This window comes from Microbacterium salitolerans (assembly GCF_019720895.1).
GTDB lineage: Bacteria > Actinomycetota > Actinomycetes > Actinomycetales > Microbacteriaceae > Microbacterium.
On record NZ_JAHKSH010000001.1, the window covers coordinates 169,713 to 189,302 of the forward strand.

At 71.4% G+C, this 19,590-nt stretch carries 15 protein-coding genes; 5 read left to right on the forward strand and 10 right to left on the reverse strand.

All coding sequences use genetic code 11. The annotated features are described in order from the left end of the window. From hemC to hemB, 3 genes are read left to right on the forward strand one after another with little or no spacing between them, the layout of a single operon-like run. On the forward strand, window positions 1-1,038 hold the full coding sequence (hemC, locus tag KOL93_RS00815) for a hydroxymethylbilane synthase (RefSeq protein WP_221583411.1): 1,038 nt from the start codon (window positions 1-3) through the stop codon (window positions 1,036-1,038). Continuing rightward, on the forward strand, window positions 1,035-1,886 hold the full coding sequence (locus KOL93_RS00820; protein ID WP_221583412.1) for a uroporphyrinogen-III synthase: 852 nt from the start codon (window positions 1,035-1,037) through the stop codon (window positions 1,884-1,886). The genes hemC and KOL93_RS00820 overlap by 4 nt, the downstream gene beginning before the upstream one ends. Beyond that, the gene (hemB, locus tag KOL93_RS00825; protein ID WP_221583413.1) at window positions 1,883-2,869 is read left to right on the forward strand and encodes a porphobilinogen synthase; all 987 of its coding nucleotides are present in this window, start codon (window positions 1,883-1,885) and stop codon (window positions 2,867-2,869) included. Before KOL93_RS00820 ends, hemB begins: the two co-directional genes overlap by 4 nt. Here hemB and KOL93_RS00830 read toward each other — a convergent pair. From KOL93_RS00830 to KOL93_RS00845, 4 genes are all read right to left on the reverse strand, one after another. Continuing rightward, window positions 2,862-4,445 carry a molybdopterin-dependent oxidoreductase gene (locus KOL93_RS00830; RefSeq protein ID WP_221583414.1) on the reverse strand — a complete coding sequence of 528 codons (1,584 nt, stop codon included), beginning with the start codon at window positions 4,443-4,445 and terminating at the stop codon, window positions 2,862-2,864. The two genes, hemB and KOL93_RS00830, sit on opposite strands and share 8 nt — an antisense overlap. Before the next feature lie 127 nt (window positions 4,446-4,572). Beyond that, the gene (locus KOL93_RS00835; RefSeq protein ID WP_221583415.1) at window positions 4,573-7,086 is read right to left on the reverse strand and encodes a GcvT family protein; all 2,514 of its coding nucleotides are present in this window, start codon (window positions 7,084-7,086) and stop codon (window positions 4,573-4,575) included. Window positions 7,087-7,121: 35 nt separating this feature from the next. Next, the gene (locus KOL93_RS00840; RefSeq protein ID WP_221583850.1) at window positions 7,122-8,453 is read right to left on the reverse strand and encodes a flavin reductase family protein; all 1,332 of its coding nucleotides are present in this window, start codon (window positions 8,451-8,453) and stop codon (window positions 7,122-7,124) included. 50 nt (window positions 8,454-8,503) lie between these two features. Beyond that, window positions 8,504-9,802, reverse strand: coding sequence for an aromatic ring-hydroxylating oxygenase subunit alpha (locus KOL93_RS00845; protein ID WP_221583416.1), 1,299 nt, complete (start codon window positions 9,800-9,802; stop codon window positions 8,504-8,506). 104 nt (window positions 9,803-9,906) lie between these two features. Here KOL93_RS00845 and KOL93_RS00850 point away from each other — a divergent pair, with 104 nt between their 5' ends. After that, window positions 9,907-10,863, forward strand: coding sequence for a LysR family transcriptional regulator (locus KOL93_RS00850; protein ID WP_221583417.1), 957 nt, complete (start codon window positions 9,907-9,909; stop codon window positions 10,861-10,863). A 27-nt stretch (window positions 10,864-10,890) separates the two neighbouring features. Here KOL93_RS00850 and KOL93_RS00855 read toward each other — a convergent pair whose 3' ends face one another. From KOL93_RS00855 to KOL93_RS00880, 6 genes are all read right to left on the reverse strand, one after another. Continuing rightward, entirely contained in the window at window positions 10,891-11,562 is a 672-nt protein-coding gene (locus KOL93_RS00855; RefSeq protein ID WP_221583418.1) for a GntR family transcriptional regulator, read from the reverse strand. 52 nt (window positions 11,563-11,614) lie between these two features. After that, window positions 11,615-12,229, reverse strand: coding sequence for a sarcosine oxidase subunit gamma (locus KOL93_RS00860; protein WP_221583419.1), 615 nt, complete (start codon window positions 12,227-12,229; stop codon window positions 11,615-11,617). Then, the gene (locus KOL93_RS00865; RefSeq protein WP_221583420.1) at window positions 12,222-15,122 is read right to left on the reverse strand and encodes a sarcosine oxidase subunit alpha family protein; all 2,901 of its coding nucleotides are present in this window, start codon (window positions 15,120-15,122) and stop codon (window positions 12,222-12,224) included. Before KOL93_RS00865 ends, KOL93_RS00860 begins: the two co-directional genes overlap by 8 nt. Continuing rightward, window positions 15,119-15,379: a sarcosine oxidase subunit delta gene (locus tag KOL93_RS00870; RefSeq protein ID WP_221583421.1), complete on the reverse strand. Its 261-nt coding sequence runs from the start codon at window positions 15,377-15,379 to the stop codon at window positions 15,119-15,121. The genes KOL93_RS00865 and KOL93_RS00870 overlap by 4 nt, the downstream gene beginning before the upstream one ends. A gap of 22 nt (window positions 15,380-15,401) precedes the next feature. Continuing rightward, window positions 15,402-16,622 (reverse strand): sarcosine oxidase subunit beta family protein, encoded by a 1,221-nt coding sequence (locus KOL93_RS00875; protein ID WP_221583422.1) that lies wholly within the window; start codon window positions 16,620-16,622, stop codon window positions 15,402-15,404. Window positions 16,623-16,710: 88 nt separating this feature from the next. Continuing rightward, window positions 16,711-18,090, reverse strand: a complete 1,380-nt coding sequence (locus KOL93_RS00880; protein WP_221583423.1) for an L-serine ammonia-lyase — start codon at window positions 18,088-18,090, stop codon at window positions 16,711-16,713. Between the two features lie 256 nt (window positions 18,091-18,346). Here KOL93_RS00880 and KOL93_RS00885 point away from each other — a divergent pair, with 256 nt between their 5' ends. Beyond that, complete coding sequence (locus tag KOL93_RS00885; RefSeq protein ID WP_221583424.1) at window positions 18,347-19,570, forward strand: glycine cleavage T C-terminal barrel domain-containing protein; 1,224 nt, start codon at window positions 18,347-18,349, stop codon at window positions 19,568-19,570. Window positions 19,571-19,590: the final 20 nt, after the last annotated feature.

The following is a 19,590-nucleotide window of genomic DNA, read 5'->3' on the forward strand; positions in this document are numbered from 1 at the left end:
ATGAGCAGCAGCACCCCCATCCGCCTCGGCACGCGCCGATCCCGCCTCGCGATGGCGCAGTCGGGCATGATCGCCCGCGACCTCGAGCGCGTCTCGGGTCGCCCCGTCGAGCTGGTGCAGATCACCTCCGAGGGCGACGTCAATCGGGCATCGCTCGCGTCGCTCGGCGGCACGGGCGTCTTCGCCACGCGGCTCCGTGAGGCGCTCGCGGCGGGAGAGTGCGACGTGCTCGTCCACTCGCTGAAGGATCTCCCCGTCGCGAAGGCGCCCGGACTCGTGATCCAGGCGATCCCCGAGCGCGCCGATGCGCGCGACGTCGTGATCACGCGCGACGGGACGCCGCTCCACGCGCTCCGTCCGGGTGCCCTCGTCGGAACGGGATCCCCTCGCCGCATCGCGCAGGTGCAGCGGGCGAACCCGCGCGTCGAGACGCGCGACCTGCGCGGCAACATCGACTCGCGCATGGGGCGGGTGCGCGACGGCGAACTCGACGCCGTGATCCTCGCGGGCGCCGGGCTGGTGCGCGTCGACTCGGGAGCCGAGTCCGCGTCGACGCTCGGCGATCTCGTCGCCGAGCCGCGCGGCCTCGCCCGGTGGCCCACGGCGGCCGGACAGGCGGCGCTGGCCGTCGAGGCGCGCGAGGACGCGGATCCGCAGCTGCTCGCGTGGCTGGGAGAGCTGGACGACCCGCGGACGCGCTTCGCCGTCACGCTCGAGCGCGAGGTCCTCGGCGGAATCGAGGCCGGGTGCCATGCCCCCGTCGGAGTCCACGCGGATATCGCCGGCGAGCACGTGCGCGTGTGCGCCGCGGTGTACGACGCCGACGCGGCGGGCGATGTCACGGCTGATCACAGTGAACACGTGGCGGGCCTCGACGAGCTCGTCGAGGAGTATATTCATGCGCGTGGCAGCGGTGCGGCTGTCGACCGTGCGCACCTGGCGGTGCGCGCACGTGAGATCGGAAGCGACCTCGCGCGTCGGCTGCTGGACAACGGGGCAGCTGACATCGTGACGAGAGAGGCATCCCCCACCTCATGACAGGCGAAGACAGGCAGGAAAAACCCCTCGCAGGATGGCGCGTGCTCGTGCCGCGCGGTGGCCCGTGGGGCGACGGCGTGGCGGCGAAGCTCCGCGCGAAGGGGGCCGTCCCTGTGGTGTCGCCGCTCGTCAACTTCGCGCCGACGGAGGACAGGGCGACCCTCGAGGACGCGCTGGCCGACCTCGCGAGCGGCGGCTTCTCGTGGCTGACGGTCACGAGCGCGACGACGGTCGACGTGCTCCACGCCTATGGCGCGAAGATCCCCGAGGGAACGCAGATCGCCGCGGTCGGCGAGACGACGGCGGCGGCGCTCAAGGCGGTCGGATATCCCGTCAGCCTCGTGCCCGACCGCGACAACTCCGCCCGCGGCCTCGCCGAGCAGATGATCGCGCGCGAGTCCGAGCCGACGCGCGTGCTCACGCTGCGCAGCGAGATCGCGAAGCCCGTCCTGAGCGACCGCCTCCGCGCGGCGGGTCACGACGTCCGCAGCGTCGTCGCGTACCGCACCGTGGGCGTTCCCGCGACGGAGCGCGCGGCCCGAGACGTGCGAAACGGGCGCATCAACGCGCTCCTCGTGACGAGCGGATCCGTCGCCGAGCAGGTGCGGGAGCAGTTCCCCCAGATCCCCGACCAGACCGTCATCGCCGCGATCGGACCCGTCACGGCGCGCGACGCGAACGAGGCGGGGCTGCCGATCCAGGTCGTCGCCCCACAGCGCTCCGTCGACTCGCTCATCGATGCGCTCGCCGAGATCCCGGTGCCGCCGCCGTCGCCCGAGGCGCTCGCCGTGCCGGAGACGACCGAGATCTTCGAGGTGCCCGCCCCGGGGAAGGGCACGAACGAATGACGTTCCCCACGCATCGCCCGCGCCGTCTGCGCCAGTCCGGCGCGGTGCGCCGGCTCATGGCCGAGACGCACCTCGTGCCGTCGCAGCTCGTGCTGCCGATGTTCGTGCGAGAGGGGCTCACCGAGCCGCAGCCCATCTCGTCGATGCCCGGCCAGCAGCAGCACACGATCGACACCCTGCGCCGTGCCGCGGCCGAGGCGGCCGAGGTGGGCGTCGGCGGCGTCATGCTGTTCGGCGTGCCCGCCGTGCGCGACGCGATCGGATCCGGCGCAGACGATCCCGCGGGCATCCTCAACATCGCGACGGCCGCCGTCGCCGAAGAGGTCGGCGACCAGCTCGTCGTCCAGACCGACCTGTGTCTCGATGAGTTCACAGATCACGGGCACTGCGGCGTGCTGACGGACGAGGGCGTCGTCGACAACGACGCCACCCTCGAGCGCTACGCGTCGATGGGCGTCGCCCAGGCGCGGGCCGGGTCGCAGCTGCTCGGCCTCAGCGGCATGATGGACGGCCAGGTCGATGCCGTGCGTCGCGCGCTCGACGCCGAGGGGCACGTCGACACGCTCATCATGGCCTACTCGGCGAAGTACGCCGGCGCGTTCTACGGCCCCTTCCGCGAGGCCGTCGATTCGCAGCTGACCGGCGACCGCCGCACGTACCAGATGGATCCGCCCAACGCCCGCGAGGGCGTGCGCGAGGCGCTGCTCGACGTCGAGGAGGGCGCCGACGCGGTCATGGTCAAGCCGGCGCTGCCGTACCTCGACGTGCTTGCCGACGTGCGCCAGTCGGTCGACGTGCCCGTCTGGGCCTACCAGGTGTCCGGCGAGTACTCGATGGTCGAGGCCGCCGCGCAGAACGGCTGGCTCGACCGCCGCGCGACGATCATGGACTCGCTCATGGCGATCCGCCGAGCCGGCGCCGACACGATTCTGACGTACTGGGCCACCGAGGCCGCCGGCTGGATCCGCGACTCGCTCAGGTGACGGTGATGAGCAGCCGCTGCCACCCCGTCGATCCGTTCGGGTAGATCGGCGCGCGTTCCTCGATCTGTCGGTTGCCGTCAGCGTCGACGGCCCGGGCCGTGACGTAGTGCGTTCCGGGGGTCGCATCCCACTCGAGCTTCCACTGCACCCACGTGTCGTCGTTGAGCGGAGCGGAGAGCGTCGCCGGCTGCCACTCGCCGTCGTCGATGCTCACCTCGACCTGCTCGATGCCGACCGTCTGCGCCCAGGCCATGCCGGCGATCGGGACGGTGCCGGCCGAGACCGGCGTGCCGATCCGCGGGGTATCGATGCGCGAGGACATCTTGATGGGAGCCTTCGCGCTGTAGCCGCGGGGCGTCCAGTACGCCTCGTCGTCGGCGAAGGTCGTCACCGTGAGCTGCGTGAGCCACTTCGTCGCGGAGACGTACCCGTAGAGGCCGGGCACGACCATCCGCACGGGGAAGCCGTGCTCGGCAGGCAGCGGCTCGCCGTTCATCCCGACGGCGAGAATCGCGTCGAGGTCGTCGTCGGTGAGGGACTCCAGCGGGGTCGAGGCGGTGTAGCCGTCGACGCTGCGCGAGAGCACCATGTCGGCGCCCTGCTGGGGACCGGCCTGGGCGAGCAGGTCGCGCACGGGGATCCCGAGCCAGATCGCGTTTCCGACGAGGTCGCCGCCGACCTCGTTGGATACGCACGTGAGGGTGATGGCGTACTCATCGAGACCCATCGCGAGGAGGTCGTCGAGACTGAGCTCGACGCGCTGGTCGACCATGCCGTCGATCACGAGCCGCCACGACGCCGGGTCGATGGTCGGGACGACGAGCGCCGTGTCGACGCGGTAGAAGTCGGGGTTCGGGGTGATCAGCGGCGAGAGCCCGTCGACGCCGAGCTCTGCGCCGTCCGGCACCGTGACGGTGGTGCGCGGGGCCGGGAGGTTCAGCTCGTCGCGGATCGCGGAGACCGAGGAGGTCGCCGCGCTGATCAGGCGTGCGCCGAGGCCGGCGAGCACGGCCGTCGTGCCGATGACCGCGGTCGTGCGGAAGAACACCCGGCGCGAGACCGCGGCCGTGGGCTTCGGGGCGGCTGGATTCTCCGGGATCTGCGGCACGGGCTCCGCGCTGGCCGCGACCCAGGCGCGCAGGCGCGCGATGAGGAGGATCAGCACGAGGCTTCCGACCAGCGTTCCGGCGGCGGACGGGATCCAGCTGAGTGCGCCGGCGCCCGCGCGCGTCACCGACGCGAGCAGGGAGAGGATGCCCGCGAACGCGAGCAGGACGACGCCGAGCGGGCGCCGCACGTACTGCAGGATGCCGGCAAGCGCCGCCGCGACGAGCACCGCGAGCCCCAGGCCGATCAGCAGGGCCGGCTTGTCGTTCTCGCCGAAGGTCGAGATCGCGAACTCCTTGAGCGGACGCGGGACGACGTCGATCACGAAGCCGCCGACGGCGACGATCGGACCGCCGCCGGGCGAGGTGAGCGGGACGAGCACCTCGGCGACGGCGAGGAAGACCGCAGCCGCGACGACGCCGCTCACCGCGCTCCAGATCCACCGGTGGGGTCTGCTTGGTCTCGCCATCGTCGATCGCCGTCCTCGTTCGCGCTCTCGGAGGGAACCGCGCGAGCACGCGCTGATCCGTGTGATCAGTACTTCGGCGTGGGGCCCTGGACGGATTGGAGCGGCGACGGATCGAGCCTGCGAGACCTCAGCTCGGCGTCCCGCGCAGCCGGGTCATCTCGGGGTCGTAGAGCGGCTCGGCGGCGACGGTCGCCGCCAGCCGCCGCCCGAGGTACTCGATCTCGACGGCGTCGCCGACCTGCACCGTGTTCGGGAGCCACGCGTAGGCGATCGAGCGTCCGATCGTGTATCCGTAGGCGGCGCTGGTGACGTAGCCGTCGGCGGCGCCTGCTCCGCCGGCGAGGAAGACCGGCTCCTTCCCGAGCACGACGTGCTCGGGGTCGTCGAGCGTCAGACAGCGCAGCACCGTGGTGGTCGCCGCGGCGCGGATCGGCAGCGCGTCCCTGCCGCGGAAGTCGTCCTTCTTCGACGCCCTGACCGCGAATCCGACGCCGGCCTGCGCCGGCTCGTGCTCGCTCGTCATGTCGGTGCCGAACGCGCGGAAGCCCTTCTCGAGGCGCAGGGAGTTGAAGGCCTCGCGCCCCGCGGCCACGATCCCGAACTCCTGCCCGGCGTCGAACAGCGCGTCCCACAGGCGCCGGCCCAGGTCGGCCGACGTGTAGAGCTCCCAGCCGAATTCGCCCACGTACGACAGGCGCATCGCGGTCACCGGGACGCCGGCGACGACGATCGGCTTCGTGCGGAAGTACGCGAGGCCGTCATCGCTGAGATCGTCGGCGCTGACCTGCGCGATCACGTCGGCGGCGTGCGGCCCCCACAGCCCGATGCAGCAGGTGCCGGGGGTGATGTCTCGGACGGCGACCCACTGCGACGGATCCGCGGACGTCTGCGCCCGCGCCGCGCGCGAGAGGACGGCCAGGTCGATGCCGCTGTTCGCCCCGACCTGGTACGTCTCCTCGTCGAGGATCGCCACCGTGATGTCGCTGGTGATGCCGCCCGCCGGGTCGAGCATCATCGTGTAGCTCACGGCGCCGGGGGCGCGCCGCATCGACGACGTGGTCAGGCCGTGCAGCAGCGCGGCCGCGCCCGGCCCCGTCACCTCGAGGCGCGTGAGCGCGGTCATGTCGTACATCGCCACGGCGGTGCGCGTCTTCCAGGCCTCGACCGCGGCGATCGGGGAGTGGAAGCGGGCCGCCCACTCGTCGCGGGGCGGCGCGGCGCGATCCGCCGGGAGGTCGTCGAGGAGCGCGGCGTTCGCCTCGTACCAGTGCGGGCGCTCCCAGCCGCCGGCCTCGAGGAAGAACGCCCCGAGTGCGACCTGGCGATCGTGGAACGGGCTCAGCCGGACGTCCCGCGGCGAGACCCGCGGCTGCAGCGGGTGGATGACGTCGTAGATCTCGACGAAGTTCTGCTGCGACGTCTCCTTCACGTACGACGGAGCGGTCTGGAAGTCCTCGAACCGGTTGATGTCGCACCCGCTGAGATCCGTGTCGGAGTACCCGCGGGAGACGAGCTCGGCCACGGCGCGCGCGATTCCCGCGGCGTGCGTGACCCACACGGCCTCGGCGACGAAGAAGCCGTCCACGTCGCGCGCGTCGCCCACGAGGGATCCGCCGTCGGGCGTGAAGGAGAAGACGCCGTTGAAGCCGTGCTGGATCTCGGCTTGCCGCAGCTCGGGCAGCAGCCGGCGCGTGGCCTCCCACTCCCCGGCGAAGTCGTCGGGGGTGAACGGCATGCTCGACGGCATCCGCTCGTCGGTGATCTCACTCGGTGCGTACTGCGGGAGGTCGTCCAGATCGACCGGCATCGGCCGGTGGGCGTAGGAGCCGATTCCGATCCGGTCACCCCACTCGCGGAAGTAGAGGTCCTTGTCCTGGTAGCGCAGGATCGGCGCGGAGGCGCCCTTCGGCAGGTCGTTCCTGCCGACCAGGCTCGGCACCGTCGTCGTCACGGCGAACTGGTGTCCCATCGGCAGGAGGGGGAGCCGGATCCCGGCCATCTCCGCGATCCGAGGCCCCCAGAAGCCCGCGCAGGACACGACGATGTCGGCGGGGATCCTCTCGTCGCCGACCGTGACGGCGCGCACGCGGCCTCCCGAGACCTCGATGCCCGTGACGGTCGTGCGATCCCGGAACTCGACGCCGAGCGCGCGGGCGCGCTCGATGACGAGCTGCGTGCCCCGGGCGGCGAGCGCGAGGCCGTCGCCCGGGGTGAGGAGGCCGCCGAGGACGGGCTCCGGGTCGAGCATCGGGAAGAGCCGAGCGCACTCGTCGACGTCGACGACGTGCGCCTCGACGCCCCACGACCGGTTCCAGCCGGCGCGGCGGTGCAGGTCCTGCAGGCGCTCCGGCGTCGTCGCCAGCTCGAGCCCGCCCACGGGCAGGAACGATCCCGTGCCGTCGGGGCCCGTGAGGCCCGTGTACTTCTCGATCGTGTACTGCGCGAACTCCGTCATCGCCTTCGACGGGTTCGAGGAGAAGACGAGACCGGGGGCGTGGGATGTCGACCCTCCGGGGACGTCGAGCGGCCCCTGTTCGAGGACCAGGGTGTTCGTCCAGCCCCGCTGCGCGAGCTCGTCCGCGAGATTGGCCCCGACGATGCCCGCGCCGATGATGACGATGCGTGGTGAGGAGATCGGCATGGTGCCCCTTGCCTGTCGTGGTGGTCGGTGGGTGGTCAGGCGTCGATGACGAGATCGCTCCGGGCCGTCGAGCAGCAGGGCAGGAACTTCCCGGCCTCGATCTCTCTGGCGCGGATCCCTCCCTGGTGGTTCATCTCGACCTCTCCCTCGAGTCTGACCACCTTGCAGGAACCGCACATCCCCACCTGGCAGTTCGCGCCGATGCGGATTCCCGCCTCCCGCGCGGTGGCGAGGATGTTCGCCTCCGGGTCGATTCGGACGTTGAGCCGGGACCGCACGAAGCACAGGGTGAGTGCGCCGCTCCCGACGGTGTCGAACGCCGCGTCCTCGCCCGGAGAGGCGAGCTCTCGCAGATCGAGTGCCGCGGCGGGGACCTCCGGGGGAGCCGGGACCTCGGCCTCGGCGTGGACGGCGACCGTCGGCACGTCGGTCGCCGCCTCGCCGCCGTCGCGTTCGCCCTCGTACAGGTCGAGCACGACCGGCTGGTCGGAGATCTCGTCGGCCGAGGCGGCGAACTCCTCGGCCACCGCGATCTCCTCGGCGTACTCGCGGAGGGTCACGCTGCTGCCGGAGAAGTACTCGACGTACACCGAGGTGTCGTCGACCCCGACCCGCGGCAGGCACGCGGTGGCCGCGTCCAGATACCCCTGCGGGCCGCAGGCGTAGACCTGGCGGCCGTTCGCATCGGGAGCGACGGCGTCGATGAGGTCGGCGGAGATCCTCCCGACCGCGCCGTGCCAGTCCCCCGGCGGAGTCCGGTCGCCGAGCGCGTAGACCACCCGGATCCGGAAGTCGGCCCGGCTGAGGAACGCGAGCTCGTCGGCGAACGCGAATCGGTCCGGCGCGGCACCGTGGTAGAGCAGGATGGCGTCCGCCTGGCCGGGCAGCGAGTGGATGGTGCGGATCATCGACATCAGCGGGGTGATCCCCGACCCCGCCGCGAGGAAGAGGAAGCGGGCACGGCGGTCGTAGTCGGGGAGGTGGAACGCGCCGACGGGCCCCAGCATCTCGAGGACGGTGCCGGGGCGGACGCTGTCGTGCATCCAGGGCGAGACGAGGCCGGCCTCGTCTCGCTTGACGGTGATCGCGAAGGTCCACGGGACGGTGGGGGCGCTCGAGAGCGAGTAGCTCCGGCTGACGGGATCCGCGTCGCTGCCGTTCACGGGGACCTCGACGTTGATGTACTGCCCGGCGCGGAAGGCGAACGGCGCACCGTCCGTCCGGCGGAACACGAAGGTCATCATGTCGACGCTTTCGGGGATCGTCTCGACGCATTCGGCCTGGAACTCCTGCGGGTACCAGGGCCCCAGCGCCGAGGCGGCGTCGGCCGGCCCGGCCGACGCCGCGAGCACGCGATTCCACGGCATCTCAAGCCCGCGGATCCGCAGCGCCAGGCTCGTGGCGGCGTCGTCCGCGCTCACGCCACGTGCTCCCGCATCCGGTCGATGTACCAGGTGATGAAGGCCTCGACCTGGTACTCGCTCCTCATGTAGGGGCCCTGCTCGTAGAAGGGGCTGGCGGCGCCCTTCTGGCAGAGCTCGACGAAGGCCTTGTCCTGCAGATTCGTCTGCTTCCACGTGTGCGTGAGCGACTCCAGGTCGTAGTCGACGCCCTCCCGCGCGTCGTCGGCGACGAGCCACGTCGTGCGCACGAGCGTCTGGTGCGCGCTGATCGGGAACGCGGCGAAGGTGATGATGTGGTCGCCGAGCAGGTGGAACCAGCTGTTCGGCTGCAGATGCATGGAGCAGCGTCCGAGACGGAAGTCCCGCAGGTCGCCGAGGAGCTTCTTCGACAGCCGGTGCCCGTCCGGCGAGAACGACTCGCCGTCGCCGTCGAGGGCTTCGCGCGAGATCCGGATCCCGGCGACGCGGGTGTCGAGCTCCTCGACGACCTCGAACGGGAGCCCATCGCGCCGGCACCGCTCCTCGAGCGCGGCCTGCGCGGTCTGATTCCGCCGCCACACGTCGTCGAGGTGCGGCGGGATGAGGCCGTCCGTTAGGCCCCAGGTCGGGAACAGCGAGCACGCCAGCTCGGGATGGCCGTCGCAGTGGTAGCACTCGCGGTTGTTCTCCATCACGAGCTTCCAGTTGCCCTCTTCGACGATGTCCTGCTGGAAGGCGACCTTCGTCTTCGCCAGCTCGTGTGGGGCGATGTACGGGCGGAAGATGTGGGCCGTGTCGTCGAAGTCGGCGGGAGGCTCGTCGGCGAGGCAGACGAAGATCAGCCCGGCCTCGATGCGGCCGTGTGCTCGCTTGAGCGAGTAGCAGCTCCTGTCGAAGTCGAGCTCGCCGGGGGCGGACGCGTGCAGGAGCTCGCCCGTCGGCGCGTACGTCCACGAGTGGTACCCGCACACGAGGTTCCCCGTGCTGCCCGACGGCTCGGTGAGCACGCGCGCCCCGCGGTGCCGGCAGACGTTGTGCAGCACCGTGATGCCGTCGTCATCGTCGTGGAGCACGATGAGCGAGGACGGGCCGAGATCGATCGTGATGTAGTCGCCCGGTTCGGGGAGCTCGGCGATGCTGCCGGCGAAGATCCAGTGCTGTCCGAAGATCGCGCGCATGTCGAGGCCGAACAGGTCGTCGTCCGTGTAGAAGGGGGATTCCAGGGAGAAGCCGGCTCGTCGCTCGTCCAGAAGGGCGTGGATCTCGGCGAGCTTCTCGCGCGTGAGTCCCGCGGTGGAGGCATCCCGCGCGGGGGCCACGTTGATGGCGCTCAAATTGCACTCCCTCCCTGCGGACGCGTGCTCTGCGGGAAGAGTAACCACGGCACACCGTGAGGGAACAGCGTGAGTTTTCGCGCTTCACCATGCAGAATCACTGCATGATCGACTCGCGCCTCATCACCCTCCGCACGTTCGCGCAGTGCGGCACCGTCGCGGCGACCGCCGACCTCATGGGGTACTCGGCATCGGCGGTGTCGGGGCAGCTGCGCGAGCTGCAGCGCGCGCTGGGGATGACGCTCCTCGTGCGGGACGGTCGCGGGCTGCGGCTCACGGCGACCGGGCGCGATCTCGTGCGGCGATCCGATGCGCTCATCACGCAGTGGGAAGAGGTGCGAGCCGCGGCGCTCTCGGCGGGCGGGCAGGTGCCGGCGCAGTTCGGGATCGGCGGATTCTCGACCGCCGCGTCGCAGCTGCTCGCCCCGCTCGCGCGGCATCTGCACGGGAGCCATCCGTCGCTCGAGGTGAGCGTCTGGGAGGCGAGTCCCGCGCGCTGCTTCGAGCTTCTGGTCGCCGAGCGCATCGACCTCGCCGTGGTGGTCTCGATGCAGGGCCAGGTGCACCTCGAGGAGGATCCGCGGTTCGAGAAGATCGCGCTGCTCGACGACCCGCTCGACGTCATGGTCCCGTCCGACCATGCGGTGGCGGGACGAGACTCGGTCGCGCTGGCGGAGCTCGTGGGCGAGGCCTGGATCACCGACCAGTCGGGATCGCCCTATCGCGCGCTGTTCACGGCCGCCTTCACCGCGGCAGGGCTCTCGCCCCGGATCTCGCACGAGGCGACCGAGTGGGAGACGGCGATCGCGCTCGTGGGCGCGGGCGTCGGCGTCGGCCTGCTCCCGCGACTGGTCAGCCTCGCAGGAGCCCCGAACGTGAGCCGTGTGCGGCTCACCGGTGCCGAGCGGCTGAGCAGGAAGGTCATCGCCGCCGCCCGGTCGGGGAGCCAGGGCTCGCCGCTTCCCGACGAGTCGATCCGCTTCCTGCGAGAGGTCTCGCGAGGGATCCTCGCGACGCGGCTCGACGACGAGGCGAACGCGGCGGCGAGCCGCGAGGGGTGAGCGGAGCGGCCGGATGCCGCGCCCGGCTCAGAGCGCCGCGGACCGGACGAGCGCCGCCTGCAGCTGGGCGTGGAACTCCTCGATGTGCGTCCGGGCGAGCTCGGCCGCCCGATCGGGGTCGCCGTCCGCGACGGCCGTCAGGAGCGCGTGGTGCCCCGCGATGTGATCCGCAACCGACGGGACCTCGCGGATCACCGACCACCAGAGCCGGGTGGCCTGGTTGTCGAGCCGGAACAGCGTCTCGCGCATGTAGGCGTTCTCGACCAGCCGGTAGATGGCCCGATGGGTCGCGAGGTCGAATTCGAGCAGGGTGCGCACGTCCGGGTCGGACGTGCGCAGCGCGGCGATGTCGGACGCGAGCGCGCGCAGCTCGGCGCGCTGCGCGTCGTCGGCGTCCTCCGTGGCCTTCCGCGTGCCCGCCGGTTCGAGGATCATCCGCATCTCGGTGATGCTCCGCAGGTCGCCGAGGTCGGCCTGCGCCGCGAACGTGCCGCGGCGGGGGAAGGACCGGACGAGATGCTCGGACTCCAGTCGCTTCAGCGCCTCGCGCACCGGCGTCCGTCCGACGCCCAGCTCGGCCGTGAGCGAGGTCTCGTTGATCGGATCGCCCGGCGCGATGTCCAGCATCACGAGGCGGTCGAGCAGGATGTCGTACGCCTGATCCGCGAGGCTCGGGCGCGGGGTCGACGAAGGCGGCATGTCGAGTCAGTCTAATCGCGCGTCTGCGCGGCGATCGCTTGGGCGGCCGCGGTCACGAGGCCGCGTCCAGGGCGCGGTGCTCCCGCGCGGCGTCCATCAGCCAGCGGGCGACGTATTCGGCGAAGGAGGCGCGGGGCAGCAGCCGGAAGACGTCGCCCGCCGTGCGCCACAGCAGCACGGGCACCGCGCTCACGGTCGTCGTGATGGCCGCACCCACGGGGAACGAGCGGGGGTGCAGATCGGCGGGCACGCCCTTGTCGAGCACGTCGCGCGCGCAGGATCCGGAGATCTCGACGATCGTGCAGTTGGCGGACAGGTCGACGACCTGGCCGCGATCGTCTGCGAGGGCCTTCCGCAGGGCGGCGAGAAGCGCGTGGCGGTCGGGCTCGGCGACGACGAGGAACTCGTCGGGCGCGAGCCACAGCGCGGCTGCGCCGTCCGCCGCGCCGGCGACGTCGCCGACCCGCTCCGGCAGTCCGACGCCCGTCGCCTCCGCGAGGGCGCGGTGCGCGGCGGATCCCGGGGCCGCGCGGACGCCGATCTGCGTCGCGAACGGCACCTCGCGCAGACGGATCGCGGGTGCGGACGCCGCCTCCAGCTCGGCGGCCAGGGCGGCGAGCGGGGAGCGGCGCAGGTCGCGCGGTCCCGCGGTGAATGCGTCAGCCATCTCGGCGGCGTCCTTCCGGGTCGAACAGCACGGTGGGACCGACGACGACGTCGACGAGCCGCCCGTCGACGGGGGCGCGGAGCGTCTCGCCGATCCGGTCCCGCCCGCCCTCGACCAGCGCCAGCCCGAACGTGCGGGCGAGGGCGGCCGAGCGATACGACGAGGTCACCCATCCCGCCATCGGAACGGGGATCGAGGTCGTGTCGGCGCCGGCCGCGATCAGCTGGGTGCCCTCGGGGAGGCGAAGCGACGTGTCGACCGGGAGCACGGAGACGAGCTGCTTGCGCCCCGTGCGCACGTTCTCGGCGCGGGAGTACGAGCGCTTGCCGATGAAGTCCTTCGACGTCGAGACGACCCACTCCATTCCCGCGTCCTGCGGGGTGACGGTGCCGTCGGTGTCCTGCCCGACGATGATGAATCCCTTCTCGGCGCGCAGCACGTGCATCGTCTCGGTGCCGTAGGGCGTGATCCCGAACTCCGCGCCGGCTGCCGCGACGTCCTCCCAGACGCGCTCGCCATACCAGGTGGCCACGTTGATCTCGAAGGCCAGCTCGCCGGAGAACGAGATCCGGCAGACGCGCGCCGGGATCCCGGACGCCAGGACGGTCTCTCGGAACGACATGAACTCGAACGCGTCGTTCGCCACGTCGAGGTCGGGCGCGAGGCGCGCGACCACCTCGCGCGATCTCGGACCGGCCACTGCGATCGTCGCGTACTGCTCGGTCACGGACGTGCAGGTCACGTCGAGCTCCGGCCACTCCGTCTGCAGCCACTCCTCGAGCCAGTCGAGCACCTTGGCGGCGCCGCCCGTCGTCGTGGTCATCAGATAGCGATCCTCGTCGAGGCGCAGGGTGACGCCGTCGTCGAAGATCATTCCGTCGGCGCTGCACATCACGCCGTAGCGGACCCTGCCGGGGGCGAGCTTCTGGAACGCGTTCGTGTAGATGCGGTTCAGGAACTCGCCCGCGTCCGCCCCGCGGATCTCGATCTTCCCGAGCGTCGTCGCGTCCATGAACCCGACCGAATCGCGCACAGCGGCGCACTCGCGCAGCACGGCGCGGTCCATGTCCTCACCCGCCTGCGGGTAGTACCTCGGGCGCTTCCACTGCCCGACGTCCTCGAACACGGCGCCCTGCGCGACGTGCCACGGGTGGATCGACGTCACGCGCGCCGGGTCGAAGAGCTCGCCGCGACGGCGGCCCGCGAACGCGGCGAACGAGACGGGCGTGTACGGCGCGCGGTACGCCGTGGTCCCGATCCCCTGCGGGTTCCTCTCGCCGAGCGCGTGCGCGACGACGCCGATCAGGGGCAGACTGCTGGTCTTGCCCTGATCGTTCGCCGTCGAGATCGAGGTGTAGCGCTTGATGTGCTCCACCGAGCGCATGCCGGCGCCCGTCGCCCTCAGGACGTCGGCCACGGTCTGGTCGCGCTGGAGATCCACGAAGTGTCGGCAGTAGGCGTCCGGCCCCTCGCCGTGGAGGGGCGGCACCAGCCAGACGGTGCGCGGCGGATGGATCCTCTCGTCCGCTGCACGCGGGATCTCCGCGCTCTGTGGGAAGCCCGCCGCGCTCGCGGCCTCGGCCCCCGCGATCGCGCCCTCGGTGAGAGCGGAAGGCAGGTCGAGCCGGCCGTTCAGGGCGCCGACGGTGCGCTGGCCGCGCACCCGCTGGGCGGGGACGAAGGCGGACAGCGCGTCATCCCATCCGAGGTCGCGCTGCCGCTGCGAGTGCAGGTGCACGACCGGAGTCCACCCGCCCGACACGGCGAGCAGGTCGGCGGTGATGGTCAGGGGATCGCCGACGAGTGCGCCGTCCTCCGCGAGATGCGACACCGTCACGGCGTTGAGCGCGCCGTCGCCGTCCGCCCCGGTGTCGGCGACCACCGCACCGCGGATCACCTCGACGCCGCGTGCCTCGGCGGCGGCCGCGCGCGGGCCCGGATCCGGGCGGGAGTCGACGACGGCGGCGATCTCCGCGCCGGCGTCGAGGAGGTCCTCGGCGAGGGCGTAGGCGGAGTCGCCCGTCGTGGCGACCACGGTTCGATCGCCGACGCGGACCCCGTACTGATTCAGGTACGTGCGCGCGGCTCCGGCGAGCATGATGCCGGGACGGTCGTTGTTCTCGAAGACGATCGGCCGCTCGTGGGCGCCTGTGGCCAGCACCACGCGCCTCGCGCGCACGTGCCAGACGCGTTCGCGGGAGACGCCGTCGGCGACCTCGCTCAGGTGATCCGTTCTCCGCTCGACCGCGACGATGTAGTTCGCGTCGTAGCTGCCGATCGCCGTGGTGCGCCGCAGATACGTGGTCTCGTCGGCTGCGTCGAGCTCGTCGACGGTCCGATCGACCCAGTCGCGTGCGGGGATCCCGTCGATCTCGGCACGGGACTCCGACAGCAGCGTGCCGCCTGCCAGCGGGCGCTCGTCGACGAGCATGACCCGGGCGCCCGAGCGGGACGCCTCCCGCGCGGCCGACAGGCCCGCGGGCCCGGCGCCGACGACGAGGACGTCGGCGTGCACGTGCTTGTGGTCGTAGTACGCCCCATCGGGCTGCGGATCCAGCTGGCCGCGCCCCGACAGCAGGCGCAGCGCCATGCCGTCGACGAGCTCGACCGTCGTCGCCGGGAGCATGGACTCCGACGCCTCTCCCGCGCGCCGGCTCCCGACGGCGACGAGCGCGTTCGGCTCCTCCACACCCGCGGAGAAGATCCCGCGCGGGCGCCCCAGGTACAGCGAGTCGCCGACGCGCACGCGGCCGTTCGCGAGCATTGCGCTCGCCGCGGTGTCGCCGGCGGCGCCCACGAGCGTCGCGCCGTCGAGGGTGAACGATCGCGTCCGCTCGGGACCGACGCGCACCGTCCGCGAGGGAGCCAGACGACGGTGCTGCGCGGCGGTCATCGTGCGTCCCCCGGGACGGCGTGGAACACGTTGTCGACGGTGTCGCGCACCGCATCGAACCACTTGCGGCAGCCGCTCGCGTGCACCCAGCGCTCGGCGAACAGACCCTTCGGATTGTCTCGATAGAACAGGTAGCGCGCCCACTCGGCGTCGCTCAGGGCGTACGGGTCGGACGGGTACGCGACGTGCGCCTGGCCGCCGTAGGCGAACTCGGTCTCGTCGCGGGGCCCGCAGTGGGGGCACTCGATCAGCATCATGTGCGGATCCCTCGTCTTCCGGTCAGTGGGCGACGGCGGCCGCGCCGTGTTCGTCGATGAGGTGGCCCGTCTCGAAGCGATCGAGCGCATACGGCCGGGCCAGGGGATGCGGATCGTCGTGGGCGATCGTGTGGGCGAAGCTCAGACCCGCCGCCGGCGTGCCCTTGAAGCCGCCCGTCCCCCAGCCGCAGTTGACGTAGAGCTGGTCGATCGGCGTCTTCGAGACGATCGGCGAGGCGTCGAACGTGGTGTCGACGACTCCCGCCCAGGTGCGCAGCACGTGCGCGCGGGCGAAGATCGGGAACAGCTCCACGGCTGCCGCGAGCTGCTCCTCGATGACGTGCAGCGGCCCCCGCTGGCCGTAGCCGACGTACTGGTCGATGCCCGCGCCCATCACGAGCTCGCCCTTGTGCGCCTGCGAGACGTAGACGTGCACATGGTTCGACATCACGACGGTCGGATGCACGGGCTCGAACAGCTCGGAGACGAGGGCCTGGAGCGGGTGCGACTGGATCGGCAGGTCGAAGCCGGCGAGCTTCGCGAGCAGGGACGAGTGCCCCGCGGCCGCGAGCGCGACCTTCCCCGCGGCGATCGTGCCGCGCGTGGTCTCGACGCCGACGACACGGCCTGCGACCTTCTGGAAGCCCGTCACCTCGCAGTTCTGGATGAGGTCGACGCCGAGCTCGTCGGCCTTTCGCGCCAGCGCCCACGCGACGTGATCGTGCTTCGCGATCCCCGCGCGCGGCTGGTAGGTCGCGCCCATCACGGGGTAGCGGAGATCCTCGCTCGTGTTGACGATCGGGCAGACCTCCCTCACCTCGTCGGGCGTGAGCCACTCCGCGTCGACGCCGTTCAGTTTGTTGGCCTCGACGCGGCGCACCGATTCGCGCACGTCGCCGAGCGTGTGCGCGAGGTTGAGCACGCCGCGCTGCGAGAACAGGAAGTCGTACTCGAGGTCCTCGGGCAGCCGCTCCCAGAGCTTCAGCGATGTCTCGTACATCGCGGCGCTCTCGTCCCAGAGGTAGTTGGAGCGGATGATGGTCGTGTTGCGCGCCATGTTGCCGCCGGCGAGCCAGGAGCGCTCGAGCACCGCGACGTTCGTGATCCCGAACTCGCTCGCGAGGTAGTACGCCGTGGCGAGGCCGTGCCCGCCGCCGCCGACGATCACGACGTCGTAGGACGACTTCGGATCGGGGTCTCGCCAGAGGAAGTCGGGGTGCTCGGGGAGCGCGTCGGCGACCATCAGAGGTCCGTCGTCCGTGCGGGCTGCGGCCGGAGGATGTGCGGCATGGGGTCTCCTGGAACTCGCGTGCTTCTGCCGGGGCCGACCATCAGCACTCCACCGCGTTGACGGCGAGGCCGCCTCGCGACGTCTCCTTGTACTTCGTCTTCATCGCGGCGCCGACCTCGCGCATGGTCGCGATGGCCTGGTCGAGGCTGACGCGGTGCGCGCCGTCGCCGGCGAGTGCGAGCCGGGCGGCGGTGATCGCCTTCACGGACGCGACCGCGTTGCGTTCGATGCAGGGCACCTGGACGAGCCCGCCGATGGGGTCGCAGATCAGGCCCAGGTTGTGCTCGAGGCCGATCTCGGCCGCGTTCTCGACCTGCTCCGGGGTGCCGCCGAGGACGGCGCACAGCCCGCCCGCGGCCATGGCGCAGGCCGAGCCGACCTCTCCCTGGCATCCGACCTCCGCTCCGGAGATCGAGGCGTTGCGCTTGAAGAGCATGCCGATCGCGCCCGCGGTGAGCAGGAACACGATGACCCCCTCCTCGTCCGCGCCCGGAACGAACCGCATGTAGTAGTGCAGAACCGCGGGGATGATGCCGGCCGCCCCGTTCGTCGGCGCGGTCACGACGCGTCCGCCGGAGGCGTTCTCCTCGTTGACGGCCAGGGCATAGAGATCGACCCACTCCAGTGCGGACAGGGGATCCTGGTCGGGCGCCGCCTCGCGCTCCCGCAGGCGGGCGTGGAGGAGCGGCGCGCGCCGGCGTACGTTCAGGTCGCCGGGGAGCATCGTCTCGGTCCGCCGGCAGCCGGTGTCGACGCACTCCTGCATCACCGACCAGATGTCGAGCAGGCGCTCGCGGAGCGCCGTCGGATCGTGCTGGACCAGCTCGTTCGAGTGGATGACCTCGGCGATCGACAATCCGGATCCGCGGCACTGCTCGAGCAGCTCCCGTCCGCTGGTGAAGGGGTGCGGCTCGAGCGTCGCGGAGACGAGCGCGGGAGCGCCGAGCTCGTCGGGTGTCACGACGAATCCGCCGCCGACGGAGTAGTACTCGCGCTCCGTCAGGGTCTCGCCATCGGCGTCGAACGCCGTGAGCCGCATGCCGTTCGGGTGCCCCGGGAGCGACCGGCGGCGGTGCAGGACGATGTCGCGCGCGCGATCGAAGCCGATCTCGTGTGCGCCGGCCAGGCACAGGCGGTGGGATCCCGCCGCGTCCGCCGCGGTCTGCGCCACGATGCGGGGGTGAACGGACTCCGGGTCGTGGCCGGCCAGTCCGACGATCACGGCGGTGTCCGACCCGTGGCCGATCCCGGTTGCGCCGAGCGATCCGAACAGCTCGCCGCGGACGCGGTGCACCCGGCCGAGGTCGCCGCTCTCGGCCAGCTCGGCAGTGAAGCGGCGTGCCGCGCGCATCGGCCCGACGGTGTGAGACGACGACGGCCCCACGCCGATTGAGAACAGATCGAGGACGCTCACGCGCATGCCGCCACCCGCCTCCTTCAGATCGACAACTGATACATCACGGGGAGCGTACGAGGCCGGACGCACGGGTGTCAAGGGATCCGCGGGTGGTGTGCACGACCGCTCGCCCGCGCCGAGACTGTTGGATGACCTCTCTTCCGTTCGAGGCATCCGCGGGATTACGATCTGGCTCCCCGCACTTCCGAGGAAGGCGGCGAGGGGCGGACGCTCGGCGGACCGCCGAGGTCGACGGGATATGTCGGACGAGGAGGTCCTCATGCCTGTGAACCCGGATCCACGGATCCTGCTGTACCCGCGACTGCGCCAGTCGCTGTTCTTCCACGCCTCCCGTCAGCACGGGGTGGCGATGTACAGCGTCTACAACCACACGTACCATCCGCGCCACTACGGCGATCCCGTCGCTGAGTACTGGGCGCTCGTGAACGGCGTCACCCTCTGGGACGTCGGCGTCGAGCGGCAGATCGAGATCACGGGCCCCGACGCCTTCGCGTTCACGAACATGCTCGTGCCGCGCGACCTGTCGAAGTGCGCGGTCGGCCAGTGCAAGTACGTCTTCCTCACGGCGGAGGACGGCGGAATCGTCAATGATCCCGTGCTGCTGCGGCTGGGTGAGAACCACTTCTGGCTCTCGCTCGCCGACAGCGATGTGCTGCTGTGGGCGCGCGGCGTCGCCCTCCACTCCGGGTTCGACGTCACGATCCGCGAGGCCGACGTCGCCCCCGTGCAGGTGCAGGGGCCGCTGTCGGGTGCGCTCATGAGCGAGCTGTTCGGCGCCGACGTCCTCGACATCGGCTACTACTGGCTGCGCGAATATGAGATCGACGGCATGAACGTGGTCGTCTCGCGCACGGGGTACACCGCCGAGCTCGGCTTCGAGATCTACGTCCGCGACGCGAGCAGCGACGCCGTGCGCCTCTGGAACAGGATCTGGCAGGCCGGACGCCCGTTCGACCTGAAGGTCATCGGGCCGTGCCACATGCGCCGCATCGAGGCGGGGATCCTCTCCTACGGATGCGACATCACACTCGACACGAATCCGTTCGAGGTCGGCATGGGGTACGACTGGATGGTCGACGTCGACCAGGAGCAGGACTTCATCGGCAGGGACGCCCTGCGCCGCGTCAAGCAGGAGGGCGTCAGTCGCCGCATCGTCGGCCTCGAGATCGGCGGCGAGCCGCTCGGAACCTACAACGACGGATCCATGATCGAGGAGTTCACGGTGCTCGACGGCGAGATGCCCGTCGGCGCGGTGACGTCGGCCTGCTTCTCGCCGATGCTCGAGCGCAACATCGGGCTCGCGATGATGCCCGTCGCGCTCGGCGAGGTCGGCACCGGCGTGCAGGTCGCGACGCCGCGCGGGATCGTGTCGGCGCACGTCGTGCAGAAGCCCTTCGTGGACCCCACGAAGGAGCGCCCGAAGCAGTCGCTGCGCCCGAAGGTGGACGGCGACGACGGATCCGACGTGCGGGCGAGCATCTGATGCGCCTGGCGGCGGGGTCG